This is a genomic window from Phenylobacterium sp. (assembly GCF_046463815.1).
GTDB lineage: Bacteria > Pseudomonadota > Alphaproteobacteria > Caulobacterales > Caulobacteraceae > Phenylobacterium.
Genome location: NZ_JBKBRO010000016.1, coordinates 38,296 through 50,550, shown reverse-complemented (window position 1 = coordinate 50,550; position 12,255 = coordinate 38,296). Strand labels below are relative to the sequence as shown.

The 12,255-nt window shown below is 68.0% G+C and carries 11 protein-coding genes, 1 tRNA gene and 1 riboswitch; of the genes, 1 reads left to right on the top strand and 11 read right to left on the bottom strand.

Annotated features, from left to right (window positions below; all coding sequences use genetic code 11):
• Positions 1–44 precede the first annotated feature (44 nt).
• From ACK4TT_RS12050 to clpX, 7 genes are all read right to left on the bottom strand, one after another.
• Positions 45–962: an aldo/keto reductase gene (locus ACK4TT_RS12050; RefSeq protein WP_409637192.1), complete on the bottom strand. Its 918-nt coding sequence runs from the start codon at positions 960–962 to the stop codon at positions 45–47.
• A gap of 49 nt (positions 963–1,011) precedes the next feature.
• Positions 1,012–1,088, bottom strand: a tRNA-Val gene (locus tag ACK4TT_RS12045).
• A gap of 12 nt (positions 1,089–1,100) precedes the next feature.
• Positions 1,101–2,501, bottom strand: coding sequence for a peptide MFS transporter (locus ACK4TT_RS12040; RefSeq protein ID WP_409637189.1), 1,401 nt, complete (start codon positions 2,499–2,501; stop codon positions 1,101–1,103).
• A gap of 27 nt (positions 2,502–2,528) precedes the next feature.
• The gene (locus ACK4TT_RS12035; RefSeq protein ID WP_409637186.1) at positions 2,529–3,101 is read right to left on the bottom strand and encodes a TMEM165/GDT1 family protein; all 573 of its coding nucleotides are present in this window, start codon (positions 3,099–3,101) and stop codon (positions 2,529–2,531) included.
• A 101-nt stretch (positions 3,102–3,202) separates the two neighbouring features.
• Positions 3,203–3,294, bottom strand: a riboswitch (yybP-ykoY riboswitch).
• 83 nt (positions 3,295–3,377) lie between these two features.
• Positions 3,378–3,653, bottom strand: coding sequence for an HU family DNA-binding protein (locus ACK4TT_RS12030; protein ID WP_409637183.1), 276 nt, complete (start codon positions 3,651–3,653; stop codon positions 3,378–3,380).
• Between the two features lie 175 nt (positions 3,654–3,828).
• Positions 3,829–6,222, bottom strand: a complete 2,394-nt coding sequence (gene lon / locus ACK4TT_RS12025; protein ID WP_409637180.1) for an endopeptidase La — start codon at positions 6,220–6,222, stop codon at positions 3,829–3,831.
• Positions 6,223–6,700: 478 nt separating this feature from the next.
• Positions 6,701–7,963, bottom strand: coding sequence for an ATP-dependent Clp protease ATP-binding subunit ClpX (gene clpX, locus ACK4TT_RS12020; RefSeq protein WP_409637177.1), 1,263 nt, complete (start codon positions 7,961–7,963; stop codon positions 6,701–6,703).
• Between the two features lie 237 nt (positions 7,964–8,200).
• Between clpX and ACK4TT_RS12015 the strand changes: the two genes are divergently transcribed.
• Positions 8,201–8,827, top strand: coding sequence for an HAD-IB family hydrolase (locus ACK4TT_RS12015; protein ID WP_409637174.1), 627 nt, complete (start codon positions 8,201–8,203; stop codon positions 8,825–8,827).
• Here the strand turns inward: ACK4TT_RS12015 and ACK4TT_RS12010 are convergent.
• The 4 genes from ACK4TT_RS12010 to ACK4TT_RS11995 all read right to left on the bottom strand — a co-directional run bounded on the left by ACK4TT_RS12010 (position 8,811) and on the right by ACK4TT_RS11995 (position 12,048).
• Positions 8,811–10,238 carry a trehalose-6-phosphate synthase gene (locus ACK4TT_RS12010; RefSeq protein WP_410213045.1) on the bottom strand — a complete coding sequence of 476 codons (1,428 nt, stop codon included), beginning with the start codon at positions 10,236–10,238 and terminating at the stop codon, positions 8,811–8,813. The genes ACK4TT_RS12015 and ACK4TT_RS12010 overlap by 17 nt on opposite strands.
• 28 nt (positions 10,239–10,266) lie before the next feature.
• Positions 10,267–10,554 (bottom strand): hypothetical protein, encoded by a 288-nt coding sequence (locus ACK4TT_RS12005; RefSeq protein ID WP_409637168.1) that lies wholly within the window; start codon positions 10,552–10,554, stop codon positions 10,267–10,269.
• Positions 10,555–10,696: 142 nt separating this feature from the next.
• Complete coding sequence (locus ACK4TT_RS12000) at positions 10,697–11,314, bottom strand: ATP-dependent Clp protease proteolytic subunit (RefSeq protein ID WP_409637166.1); 618 nt, start codon at positions 11,312–11,314, stop codon at positions 10,697–10,699.
• Between the two features lie 95 nt (positions 11,315–11,409).
• The gene (locus ACK4TT_RS11995) at positions 11,410–12,048 is read right to left on the bottom strand and encodes a DsbA family protein (RefSeq protein WP_410213044.1); all 639 of its coding nucleotides are present in this window, start codon (positions 12,046–12,048) and stop codon (positions 11,410–11,412) included.
• Between the last annotated feature and the right edge of the window lie 207 nt (positions 12,049–12,255).

The window sequence follows — 12,255 nt, the reverse complement described above, 5'->3', positions numbered from 1 at the left end:
CAGGATGACTCCCGCCGCCGGGCAGCGGAAGTCCTTTCCTCACGTCAGGCGCGACCCTGGGCCGCGAGAATCCTCGCCGCCAGTTCTGGCCGCAGGGCCAGGCCCGAGGCGTGGGCGTTCTCCGCCAGGTGCTTCAGCCGCGTGGCGCCGAAGACGGCGCACGAGACGTCGGGGTTGGCGAGGACGTGGGCGAGCGCGGCCTGGGCGCCGGTGACGTCCTCCTGCGCGTGCAGGAACCGGAACCGCGCGCCCCGCCTGAGTTCGTCTCGGTGCCGGACGACGGCGCGGGCGGCGTACCAGAGGTCCTGGGGTCCCCGAAGGCGCGACAGCAGCGGCCGGGTGTGCCCCATGGCCAGGGCCATGCCGGCCAGGACGCCCTTCCCGGCCGCGGCGGCCCGGGCGATCAGCGGCTCCCGCTCGGGCCGCAGGACGTTGTAGTCGACCATGACCACGTCGAAGTCGGGCAGGCCCACGACATGGTCGATCACCGCCGGATCGAAGCTGTTGACGCCCAGCGCCCTCACCAAGCCCCGCCGCTTCAGGTCCGCGAGCGCTTGGCGAAGCTCGTCGGTCAGCTCGGCCACAGCCGGTCCGTGGAGCTGCAGGAGGTCGATCCGATCCAGACCCAGGTTCGCCAGGCTGCGCTCGGCGCTGGCCGTGACCGCGGCCGGCGAGAAGTCGCGCGCGATCCGCCCACCGCCCGCGTGATAGGTGCCGGCCTTGGTGGCGATCACCAGGCCCGAGACGTCCCGCCCCTTCAGCGCCCGGCCCAGCCGGGGCTCGGCCTCGCCCGCCGAATAGCTGGCGCCCGTGTCGAAGAACGTGAAGCCCATGTCGAGCGCGGCATGAACCAGCCCCATCGCCTGCCGCTCGTCGAACGCGGGCTTGCCCCACCAGCTCGCGCAGCCGAAGCCCAGCTCGGAGACGATCAGTCCGGTGCGGCCGAGGGGGCGATAAAGCATGCGTCTCCGCTGGCTTGCCGAGCCGAAGCGCCGGGGACGGCGCGAAGGCTGGTGGGCGGCGAGGGATTCGAACCCCCGACCCTCTCGGTGTAAACGAGATGCTCTAACCAGCTGAGCTAGCCGCCCCTTCGCCTGCTTCTAGTGCGCCGGGCCGCCGCGTCCAACCGCCTCGTGGCTCAGCAGCCGGGCGAAGAAGCGGCCGACCACCAGGAAGACCACCGCCGCACCCGCCGCGATCCCGGCGTGCATCAGCCAGAAGTGGGTGGCCGACATCTTCTCCAGCAGCGTTCCCAGGACGCCCACGGTCTGGTTGCCGATCACCAGGTGCAGGTAATAGACGCCGATCATGGTGCCGACGACGGCCGGCGGCGAGGCCCGCGCGTAGAGCGCCAGCGACACCGGCAGCATGTTGGCGAAGGCCGCGCTGTTGAAGATCTCGAAGGCGATCAGCCACCACAGGCTCACCTGGGTCCCGGTGGCGGCCGCGACCGCCGCGCCGGCGGCCAAAGACAGTGCGCCCAGCACCGAGATGAAGGCCCCGACCGTCAGCTTGCCGATCTCGTCGGGCTCCTTGAAGCGCTTCGCCCAGACGCGCCAGAAGACCACCATCCCGGCCAGGAACGAAACCGAGACGATGCTGTCGAGGGTGATGAGCCACGTGGTCGGCAGCTTGGTCCCGAAGAAGGTCATGTCGACGCTGCGGTCGGCCCAGACCAGATAGGCGTTGAAGATCTGCTGGTTCACCAGAACCGACGAGGCCAGCACCGGGATGAGGGCGACCAGGACGATCACGGTCCGCCAGTCGTGGGCCGAGAGCTTCGGGCGCTCGGCCCTGTCCGTCCGCCGCAGCGGCGGGTCGGGCGGCAGGTGGCGACGGCCGACGAGATAGATGGCGAGCGCGATCAGCATGCCCACGCCGGCCGCGCCGAAGCCGTAGTGCCAGCCGACGCCCTCGCCCAGGGTCCCGGCGATCAGCGGGGCGGCGATGACCCCCGCGTTGATGCCCAGGTAGAAGATCTGGAAGGCGTCGGCCCGGCGGAGGTCGCCCTCGGCGTAGAGGCCGCCGACCTGTCCCGCGATGTTGCCCTTGAAACAGCCTGTGCCCAGCACCAGGCACAGCAGCGCCAGCAGGAACGAGGCGTCGAAGGCCATCAGGAAGTGACCGGCCGACATCAGGATCGCCCCCACGACGATGGTGCGCGTCCGGCCCAGGATCCGGTCGGCTATGAAGCCGCCGACGATGGGCGTGAGGTAGACGAGGCTGGTGTAGAGCCCGAAGATCGTCGAGGCGACAGCCTGGGTGGAGGCGTCGGCCGGCAGGCCGTAGATGCTCCCGATCACGGCCCGGAAAGCCTCGAAGCCGGCGATGGCTTCCACGTGCGGCGAGAGCAGCAGTTGCTTCACCATGTAGAGCACCAGGAGCGACTGCATCCCGTAGTACGAGAAGCGCTCCCAGGCCTCGGAGAACGCCAGGTAGCCGAGGGCCTTCGGATGGCCCAGGAAGGCCTTGTCGTCCTTGCGGACGGCGGTTGCGGTCATGCTTTCCTCCCCCAGGAGTCGTTAGGCCTAGCGCGAGCCGAGCAGGACCGCCAGCAGGACCCACGCACCGATGATGGCGAAGAGGGCGGCCGCGCCGATGCGGACGTACTTCAACGGCACGACCTTGACCGCCGCCTCCCCCATCAGGACCGCTGGGACATTGGCGACCATCATGCCGAGCGTGGTGCCGGCGGTGACCAGCAGGACCTCCTGGAAACGCGCGGCGAGCAAGGTCGTGGCGATCTGTGTCTTGTCGCCGATCTCGACCAGGAAGAAGGCCACGAGGGTGGTCAGGAAGATGCCGCCATGGGTCTTGGCCAGCGCATCGTCGTCCTCCTTGTCGGGAATGAGCGCCCACAGCGCCATGCCGATGAACCCTACGCCGACCAGGATCTGGAACATGGGCCCGCTCAGATAGCGGGCGACCACGAAGCCCAGCCCCGCCGCGAAGGCGTGGTTCAGGAGCGTGGCGGCCAGGATGCCGAGGATGATCGGGACGGGCTTGCGGAACCGGGCGGCCAGGATGAGCGCCAGGAGCTGGGTCTTGTCGCCGATCTCGGCGATCGCCACGACGCCGGCGGAAATGAGCAGGGCTTCCAAGGTCGGACTCTCTTGGGGCGCGGCTAAGACACGACGATGCGGATGGCTCCCGCCGCGCCCGCGCCGGAAGCCGCATCGCCGGTCTCGCCAATCCGGACCTGAACGGTCCGCCGCCTGCGCCATGCCCGGTGGGGCAAGTCTGTTGACGCGGGCTCCGCTGTCGCGCGGACGGCTACTCCCCGTGGATGGCGGCGCTCCTAGCCCGAAACGGACCCATGCGCCAAATGAAAAAGGCGGCCCCGATCGGCGGCCGCCCTGCCGATCTTCGACCGAGCGTCAGCTGTTGAGGGTGCTCTTCAGGCCCTCGCCCACCCGGAAGCGACAGGTGTGCGACGCGGGCCGCTTCACCTTCTCGCCGGTGCGCGGATTGCGCGCCATCCCCGCGGCGCGCTTGACCGGCACGAAGCTGCCGAAGCCGACGAGGCGGACTTCCCTACCCGCCTTGAGGGACGTCGAGACCGATGCGATGAAGGCGTCCAGCGCGTCCTTGGCCTGGGCCTTGTTCAAGCCTGCCTTGTCGGCGATCTCCGAGACCAGTTCGGCCTTGGTCATATGCGTCTTCTCCCAGCCATCGTTCTTCTTGTCCCGGGGGAGCCCTCTTTGAGGCGTATCCCCAACCCCGCGGGCATTAACGCGCGTCCTGGCTTGGCCGTCAAACGAGAGCGGCGCGGGATTCCTCCCGCGCCGCCCCGTTTCCTCAGATTGTGATCGCCGATGCGGCGGATGGTCAGTGGGTGATCATCGCCTCGGCGTCGGACTCGTCCGGCGTGACGTCGACCACGGCGGGCTCTTCCCATTCGATCGGCGTCGGCTGGCGGATGAGCGCTTTGGCCAGCACCTCGTCCATGGTCGAGACCGGGATGATCTCCAGCGCCGCCTTCACGTTCTCCGGGATGTCGGCGAGGTCCTTCTCGTTCTCTTCCGGGATCAGCACCGTCTTCACGCCCGAACGGAGCGCCGCGAGCAGCTTCTCCTTCAGGCCGCCGATGGCCGTCACCCGGCCCCGCAGCGTGACCTCGCCGGTCATGGCGATGTCAGCCCGGATCGGGATGCCGGTCAGGACGGAGACGATGGCGGTGGCCATGGCGGCGCCCGCCGAGGGGCCGTCCTTGGGCGTCGCACCGTCCGGCACATGGATGTGGACGTCGGTCCGCTCGAAGATCGGCGGCTCGATGCCGAATTTCGTGGCGCGGCTGCGGACGTAGCTGTTCGCGGCCTGGATCGACTCCTTCATCACGTCCTTCAGGTTGCCCGTGATGGACATGCGGCCCTTGCCGGGCATCTTGACCGCCTCGATGGTCAGGATGTCGCCGCCGAACTCGGTGTAGGCCAGGCCGGTGATGATGCCGACCTGATCTTCCTTGTCGGTCTCGCCGTAGCGGTACTTCTTGACGCCCGCGTACTTGGCCAGCCGCTCCTGGTCGACGGTGATCGACAGGACCTTTTCGCGGCCCAGGTCGCGCACGGTCTTGCGCGCCAGGTTGCCCAACTCGCGCTCGAGGCTCCGGACGCCGGCTTCCCGCGTGTAGTAGCGGATCAGGTCGCGGATGGTCTCCTCGGGCACCACGAACTCCTCCGGCTTCAGGCCGTGGTCCTTGGCGAGCTTCGGCAGGATGTGCCGCTTGGCGATCTCGACCTTCTCGTCCTCGGTGTAGCCGGGGATGCGGATGATCTCCATGCGGTCCAGAAGGGGCTGGGGCATGTTGAGCGAGTTCGCCGTGGTGACGAACATCACCGGCGACAGGTCGTAGTCGACCTCCAGGTAGTGGTCGGCGAAGGTCGAGTTCTGCGCCGGGTCGAGCACCTCGAGCAGGGCCGACGACGGGTCGCCGCGCCAGTCCGCGCCCATCTTGTCGATCTCGTCCAGCAGGAAGAACGCGTTGGTGGTCTTCGCCTTCTTCATCGACTGGATGATCTTGCCGGGCATGGAGCCGATGTAGGTCCGCCGGTGGCCGCGGATCTCGGCCTCGTCACGCACCCCGCCCAGGGACACCCGCACGAATTCACGGCTGGTGGCCTTGGCGATCGACTTGCCCAGCGAGGTCTTGCCGACGCCGGGGGGGCCGACGAGGCACAGGATCGGGCCTTTCAGGGTGCCCACGCGGCTCTGCACCGCCAGGTACTCCAGGATCCGCTCCTTGACCTTCTCCAGGCCGTAGTGGTCCTCGTTGAGGATGTCCTCGGCGCGCTGCAGGTCGATGGGCTTCTGCTTGCCCTTGCCCCAGGGGATCGACAGCAGCCAGTCCAGGTAGTTCCGGACGACCGTCGACTCCGCCGACATCGGGCTCATGTTGCGCAGCTTCTTCAGCTCCGCCTCAGCCTTGGCGCGGGCTTCCTTCGACAGCTTGGTCTTCTTGATCCGCTTCTCGAGCTCCATGAGCTCGTCGCGTTGGTCGTCCTGCTCGCCCAGCTCGCGCTGGATCGCCTTCATCTGCTCGTTCAGATAGTACTCGCGCTGCGTCTTCTCCATCTGACGCTTCACGCGGTTGCGGATCTTCTTCTCGGTCTGCATGACCGAAATCTCGCCCTCCATCAGGGCGTAGACCTTCTCCAGCCGCTTCACGACGTTGAAGACCTCCAGAAGCTGCTGCTTCTCGGCGATCTTCACCGACAGGTGGCCGGCGATGCGGTCCGCCAGCTCGGACGGGTTGTCGATCTGTGGAATGGCCGCCAGGGCTTCCGGCGGGACCTTCTTGTTGAGTTTGACGTAGTTCTCGAACTGCTCGATCACCGCGCGGCTCAGGGCCTCGGCCTCGGGCGAACCCGCGCCGTCCTCCTGCACGTAGGCGATCTCGGCCTCGTAGTAGTCGGCCTGGTCGGTGAACCGGACGACGCCCGCGCGCGCCTTGCCCTCGACCAGCACCTTCACGGTGCCGTCGGGCAGCTTCAGGAGCTGCAGGATGGTGGCGACCACGCCCACGTCATAGATGGCCTCGGGCGCCGGATCGTCGTCGTCCTTGTCCTTCTGGGTGGCGAGCAGGATCTGCTTGCCCTCCGCACGCATGGCCTCCTCGAGCGCGCGCACGGACTTCTCGCGGCCCACGAACAGCGGCACCGGCTGGTGCGGGAAGACCACGATGTCGCGCAGCGGCAGGATGGGGAGGATCTTAATCTCGGACATGATGCTTCAACTCCTGGCCGGCCCGTTCGGATCGGACCTGACCTGCCGGATCGCAGTTCACTCAGACGATGCGCCTGAGTCGGACGACCCGTCCGCCGGACCACGGCGGTTGTTCGGTGTTTTATGTGGACGGTTTCGCGGGTTGTTCAAGCGCCGCAACACCTGTGCGCGACACACCGCCTCATCGCCATCCATCGGTCAGCTTGAGTGGTGGGAAACGCCGGCGCCGCGCAAGGTTGCACCCCGGACACCCGTCTCAGATGGGATGACGGGAAGCCCCGGGCAAGCTTTGCGGACCGACTGGGATCATGGGGGACCTCCGGACCATCGAGGATCGCAGCCTAGCGCCGTCCGGGGGCCCCGCCTTGAGCCCGGTCAACGGTCAGGGCCGCGAGCACGGCGGCGAGGAGGGCCGCGCGCTCACGACGAAGGCCCCGCGGTCGCCCGCGGGGCCTCGATTCTCCGGGTCGGGCGCCGGTTAGGCCGCGCCGCCCTTGTCGCGCCGTTCGGCGTAGATGATCAGCGGCTGCGCCCGGCCCTCGATGACCTCGGCGTTGACCACCACCTCTTCCACGCCATCGTAGGTCGGCAACTCGTACATGGTGTCGAGCAGGACGCCTTCCAGGATCGAGCGCAGGCCGCGCGCGCCGGTCTTGCGCTGGATCGCCTTGCGGGCGACGGCCATCAGCGCGTCCTCGGTGAAGGTCAGGCCCACGTTCTCCATCTCGAAGAGGCGGACGTACTGCTTCACGAAGGCGTTCTTCGGCTCGGTGAGGATCTTCACCAGGGCCTTCTCGTCCAGGTCGTCCAGCGTCGCGATGACCGGCAGGCGGCCGATGAACTCCGGGATCAGGCCGAAGCGCAGCAGGTCGTCCGGCTCCACCTGGCGGAAGATCTCGCCCGTGCGGCGCTCGTCCGGGTCGGCCACCTTGGCGCCGAAGCCCACCGAGGTGCCCTGGCCGCGCGCCGAGATGATCTTCTCGAGGCCGGCGAAGGCGCCGCCGCAGATGAACAGGATGTTCGTCGTGTCGACCTGCAAGAACTCCTGCTGCGGATGCTTGCGACCGCCCTGCGGCGGCACGGAGGCGACGGTGCCCTCCATGATCTTCAGCAGCGCCTGCTGGACGCCCTCGCCCGACACGTCGCGGGTGATCGAGGGATTGTCCGACTTGCGGCTGATCTTGTCGACCTCGTCGATGTAGACGATGCCGCGCTGGGCCCGCTCGACGTTGTAGTCGGCCGCCTGCAGCAGCTTCAGGATGATGTTCTCGACGTCCTCGCCGACGTAGCCGGCCTCGGTCAGGGTCGTGGCGTCGGCCACGGTGAACGGCACGTCGATGATCCGCGCCAGCGTCTGGGCCAGCAGCGTCTTGCCGGTGCCGGTCGGGCCGATCAGCAGGATGTTGGCCTTGCCCAGCTCGACATCGTTGTTCTTCGTCGCGTGGTTCAGGCGCTTGTAGTGGTTGTGGACCGCGACCGAGAGGACCTTCTTGGCGTGGTCCTGGCCGATCACGTAGTCGTCGAGGACCTCGCGGATCTCCTTGGGCGTGGGCACGCCGTCCTTCGACTTGACGAAGGAGATCTTGTGCTCCTCGCGGATGATGTCCATGCACAGCTCGACGCATTCATCGCAGATGAACACCGTCGGGCCCGCGATCAGCTTGCGGACCTCGTGCTGGCTCTTGCCGCAGAAAGAGCAGTAGAGCGTGCTCTTCGAATCTCCGCTCGCGGCCTTGGTCATGGTCTCGTCTCACTCTCTCGACGACGCCGGCCGGTAACCTGGCCTGCCTCGCACCCCTTGGCGTTGGCGGGGGGCATGTCCGCCCAATCCATGCAGAATACGCGCCGGGGGTTGTCCAAGTCTTGACATTCCCCGATCCGGCTAAGGATCACAAGCCTTCGCTCGTCGGAGCGACAATTCGCGGCGCGACGCCCTGTGGATAGGCGCTTCATGGCTCTAAATGGGAATCGGCCCGAAATGACACAAGAGCGGCCCGGGGACGGCGCCTTGCCCATCGTGGCCTTCGATTTCGACGGCACGGTCACCGTCAGGGACAGCTTTTCCACGTTCCTGAAATGGCGGGCCGGCGGGCTTCGCTGGTGGATCGGCTGCGTGAGGCTGATCCCGGCGGGGCTCGTGTACCTGTTCGACCGCGACCGGGGCCGGATCAAGGCGGCGGCCGTCCGCGAATTCCTGAAGGGCGTCCCGCGGGAGCGCCTGGAGGCCGACGCTCGGCGCTTCGCCGAGCAGTATTCGCGGAGCCTCCTGCGCCCCGACGCCGTGGCCGCCTGGAAGCGATGGCGCGAACAGGCCGTGCGCCTGATCGTCGTCACCGCCTCGCCCGACATCGTCGTCGCGCCCTTCGCCCGGGGCCTTGGGGCCGACATGGTGGTGGGCACGCAACTGGCCTTCGATCCTCAGAACCGCGTGATCGGGACCTTTTCCGGCCCCAACTGCCGGGGGCCTGAGAAGGTCGTGCGCCTGAAGGAGCTCTTCGGGCCCGACGTGCGGCTGAGGGCGGCGTACGGCGACACGGGTGGGGACACCGAGATGCTGGCCATCGCCGATGAGCCCTACTACCGCGTGTTCAAGGCTCGGCCGTAGCGAGCCGGTCCGCTGGCGAGCAGGGCGCCGCCAGGAGGGCCTCCACGAAGGCGTCGCGCCAGGCGGCCACGTCGTGGCGGCGCACGCCCTCGATCAGCGATTCCCAGCGGCGCACCCGCTCGTCCCGCGGCATGGCCAGGCCTGCCTCGATGGCGTCCGAGACCTCCTCGCGGCTGAACGGGTTGACGATCAGCGCCTCCTCCATCTGCTCGGCCGCGCCGGCGAACCTTGACAGGATCAGCACCCCGGGGTCCTCGGGCGGCTGAGCGGCGACATACTCCTTGGCGACCAGGTTCATGCCGTCGCGCAGCGGCGTGACCAGGCCGATGGCGGCCATGCTGTAGATGCCGGCCAGTTCGTCGCGCCGGTAGGTGCGGTTCACATAGCGGATCGGCACCCAGTCGGGCGTGGCGAAGGCGCCGTTGATCCGGCCCGTGACGGCGTCGAGGCGGGCGCGGATCTCCTGATAGGCCTCCACCTCGTCGCGGCTGGGCGTGGCGATCTGCAGGAGGAAGACCTGCTCCAGGGCCTCGGGCGTGTTGGCCAGGTACTCCTCGTAGGCCAGGAAGCGCTCCTCCAGACCCTTGGAGTAGTCGAGGCGGTCCACGCCGATGATCATTCGCCGGCCCGCCAGGCTGACCCGCATGCGCTCGCGCCAGGCCGCCGCCGCCTCGCCCCAGGCGGCCGCCATGAAGGCGTCGGCGTCCAGGCCGATGGGGAAGACGCCCAGGCGGACCCGCCGGCCGAAGGCCTGGGCGATCCCGCCGGAGTCGATCCCGCCGGAGTCGATCTCGCCCTCCGCCTCGCCCCGGACGTAGTCCTCGAAGGCGCTGAGGGAATCGTGGCTCTGGAAGCCCACGAGGTCGTAGTCGAACACCGCTTCCACCAGCTCGCGGTGAAGCGGCAGGGTCGCGAACAGCCGCCGCGCGGGCCACGGGATGTGAAGGAAGAAGCCGATGCGGTTCTTCACCCCCCGTCTGCGCAGCTCCCTGGCCAGCGGGATCAGGTGGTAGTCGTGGACCCAGATGAAGTCGTCCGGCTCCAGCAGCGGCAGGACGGTCTGGGCGAAGCGCGCGTTCACCCGCGCATAGCCCTCGTTGAACGAGCGCTCGTAGGCTGACAGGTCGATCCGGTAGTGGAACAGCGGCCAGAGCGTCCGGTTGGCGTAGCCGTTGTAGTACTCGTCCCGGTCCTGCTCCTCGAGGTCGACGGTGGCGATGGTGGCGCCCTGCCCGCGCTGGACCGAGAGCTGGCCGGTGAAGGTCTCGACGGTGCGGCCGCTCCAGCCGAACCAGATGCCGTTGTACTCCCGCAGCGCCGCGCCCAGCGCCATGGCCAGGCCGCCGACCGACGCGCCGCGGGTGTCGTCGGGCTGGCCGACACGATTCGATATGACGATCAGGCGCCCCATGACGGCTCCGGCGGTCCCTGGGCGGCGCTCAGGCGCCGACCACCACCGCAGGAACGCCCCAGACCTCCTGAAGGGCCCGGGCTAGCTCGGGTCCGTGCCGGCGCCCTGCAAGCTCAGGCTCGACGACGGCAAGATCAGCCGGACTCTGCGCGATGATCGTCAAGGCCTTAGCAGCGGTATCGACGGGCCCAAGCACATTAACGCCGGACTCGACCAATATTTCGACGAATGGATCTGGCGACATCGTCGCCTTCTTTACGACCAGAACCGTGGAAACCCGACGGCACTGCTCGACGATATCATGGAAGTCCCTCATGCCCCTCCGGATAGGACATGAGGCGCGACGGGAAAACACCTTCACCATTGAACTTAATGTGACCACGCGCCGGATCACAAAAGCGAAAGGCGCCCGCCGTCGCCGGCGAGCGCCCCTCGGATTCCAGCCGGTCGGACGCGGCCTACGCCTCGTTGTCGCGCTTTTCCCAGACGTGGTCGACGAGACCCCAGTCCTTGGCCTCCTGGGCCGTCATGAAGAAGTCCCGGTCCAGGGTCTCCTCGACCTCTTCCACGGTGCGGCCGGTGTGCTTGGCGTAGATCTCGTTCAGCCGGCGCTTGGTCTTGATGATGTCCTCGGCGTGGCGCTGGATGTCTGTCGCCTTGCCCGAGTAGCCGCCGGACGGCTGGTGGACCATGATACGCGAGTTCGGCAACGCGATCCGCTGCCCCTTCTCGCCGGCCATCAGCAGGAACGAACCCATCGAGGCCGCCATGCCCAGGCACAGCGTGATCACCGGGCTCTTGATGTACTGCATGGTGTCGTAGATCGCGAGGCCGGACGTCACCACGCCGCCCGGCGAGTTGATGTACATCTGGATCTCTTTCTTGGGGTTCTCCGCCTCCAGGTGCAGCAGTTGGGCGCAGATGAGGCTGGCCATTCCGTCCTCGACCGGACCGGCCAGGAACACGATCCGGTCCTTCAGCAGGCGGGAAAAGATGTCGTAGGCGCGTTCGCCCCGGCTCGTCTGCTCGACGACCATCGGCACGAGGCCCAGGGCGGTGGTGACGGGATCACGCATGGAAAGGACGGTCCTTCAGAGATCTTGGGCGCGGGCGGCTCGCCCGTGCGTCCCTTCCGATATCGCCCGCCGTATGCGGCGGCGCAAGGGAGCCGTCAGCCCTCGGCGCCTTCAAGCCAGTTGCGGAGCGCCGCGACGACCGGCTCCTGGGCCGCGTAGCCACGGGTGACGACGCCATAGGCTCCGTCGGCGTTGGGGCCGCCGACCAGGGTCGGGAATCCCGTGACGCCGGCCCGCTGGGATATGGCGTAGTCGCGCCAGGTCTCCTGCTTGGCCTCCTCGCTGGACCATTGCTCGAGGAACCGTTCACGGTCCACGCCCAGTTCGACCGCGAGGCCGGCCAGCACCTCGCCCGAGGTGACGTCCCGGCCCTCGGCGTAGAAGGCCCTCTGGACCCGCCCCAGATAGTCGGTCGCCAGCTCCTCGCCGTCGCGGCGGACGACCACCACCGCCCGGGCCGCCGGATCGGTGTCGTAGACGAAGCCTTCGCGAGCGAGCGCGTTTTCGTCGAACGGCAGGCCGGTGGCCTCTTGGACGTGGCGCCAGTGGCCGACGACCTCGGCCTTGGCCGCCTCGGTCATGGGCGTCTCCGTCCCGGGGCGCAGGCCGCCCATGATGACGCGGATCGGGAGGGCCCGGCCGAACGCCCGACGGATATCTTCGATCACCGGTGAGAACCCGTAGCACCATGAGCACATCGGGTCGGCGAAATAGATCAGGTGCGGCGCGTCCATGGCGACCTCCGGCTGGGAGTGTCGCAGCGAACCGCCGCCGGGTCACGCGCCGATCGCCCCGCGGCCGGACTCGCGCCATGCGGGAATTGCGTCGCGCCGGCGATCGCGCAAAGGCTCAGCTTGTTGAGATAAGGGTTTGCATTCCAGCGAAGTTCACGTCGGCATGCCGCTTCGCGTATTGCGTGCGCCGCCGCCCATCCGGAACCT

Excerpts from the sequence above, each read along its gene's own strand:
- ACK4TT_RS12015 (WP_409637174.1), top strand. The coding sequence starts at position 8,201 with ATGACACAAGAGCGGCCCGGGGACGGCGCCTTGCCCATCGTGGCCTTC.
- ACK4TT_RS11995 (WP_410213044.1), bottom strand. The coding sequence starts at position 12,048 with ATGGACGCGCCGCACCTGATCTATTTCGCCGACCCGATGTGCTCATGG.
- lon (WP_409637180.1), bottom strand. The coding sequence starts at position 6,222 with ATGTCCGAGATTAAGATCCTCCCCATCCTGCCGCTGCGCGACATCGTG.
- ACK4TT_RS12010 (WP_410213045.1), bottom strand. The coding sequence starts at position 10,238 with ATGGGGCGCCTGATCGTCATATCGAATCGTGTCGGCCAGCCCGACGAC.
- ACK4TT_RS12000 (WP_409637166.1), bottom strand. The coding sequence starts at position 11,314 with ATGCGTGATCCCGTCACCACCGCCCTGGGCCTCGTGCCGATGGTCGTC.
- ACK4TT_RS12030 (WP_409637183.1), bottom strand. The coding sequence starts at position 3,653 with ATGACCAAGGCCGAACTGGTCTCGGAGATCGCCGACAAGGCAGGCTTG.
- clpX (WP_409637177.1), bottom strand. The coding sequence starts at position 7,963 with ATGACCAAGGCCGCGAGCGGAGATTCGAAGAGCACGCTCTACTGCTCT.
- ACK4TT_RS12050 (WP_409637192.1), bottom strand. The coding sequence starts at position 962 with ATGCTTTATCGCCCCCTCGGCCGCACCGGACTGATCGTCTCCGAGCTG.
- ACK4TT_RS12005 (WP_409637168.1), bottom strand. The coding sequence starts at position 10,554 with ATGAGGGACTTCCATGATATCGTCGAGCAGTGCCGTCGGGTTTCCACG.
- ACK4TT_RS12040 (WP_409637189.1), bottom strand. The coding sequence starts at position 2,501 with ATGACCGCAACCGCCGTCCGCAAGGACGACAAGGCCTTCCTGGGCCAT.